This is a genomic window from Psychrobacter sp. AOP5-GZ1-6, assembly GCF_052376345.1.
GTDB lineage: Bacteria > Pseudomonadota > Gammaproteobacteria > Pseudomonadales > Moraxellaceae > Psychrobacter.
Genome location: NZ_JBQSVP010000327.1, coordinates 1 through 626 on the forward strand (window position 1 = coordinate 1; position 626 = coordinate 626).

Below are 626 nucleotides of genomic sequence, written 5' to 3' on the forward strand. Positions count from 1 at the left end.
TTGTGTAACAGTCAATCTTTACAGCACCAAAATTATAGTCATGTTTTAGCTGTCTAGCATAGCGCAAAATTTTATGAGTATTTGTATCTGTATATTCCTCTACACCTGAATCTATGAAAGCCTTAAGCATGCCAACGTCACCACCAACATCTGCAAGCTTGCCTGGAGCATATGTATCAGGAATGGGTTCTTTTAAAGGAATAGACTTAGTACTATACTTAAAAGCATCTGCAAGACTAATACCTTCGTTTCTAGAAATTATTCTTATATCGCCTAGAACCTTTTGTCTTTGTCTTATAACGGCATTAGTTGAATTGTTAGGACCTCTAATATCAGCAACAACAATCGTTTCTTCGTCAATATTAACGTACATAGGCCTAAATGATTGAGTAGTGCCACCTGCAGTAGTTTGAATATTAGACTCAAAATCATAAAATATCTCTTCGCCACGAGGCATCGACATACCTATGATTTCAGAGCATATAATTACATTATTGCCTAGAGGAACTCCTTTTACTAACATCTCTATTCTTTGCTGATGATATGGTTTTACAGATAATCCTCCTGATCTAGTTTTATTTCTAGTAAGTTTATTAAGAGTACTAGTATTAAAATCTTTAACGATC

General features: G+C 34.5%; 1 protein-coding gene. It reads right to left on the bottom strand.

Annotation, left to right across the window (positions count from 1 at the left end):
- Positions 1 to 626 (bottom strand): hypothetical protein (locus tag ACT3RN_RS16045; protein WP_444518858.1); only part of this gene is annotated, 626 nt, incomplete at both ends.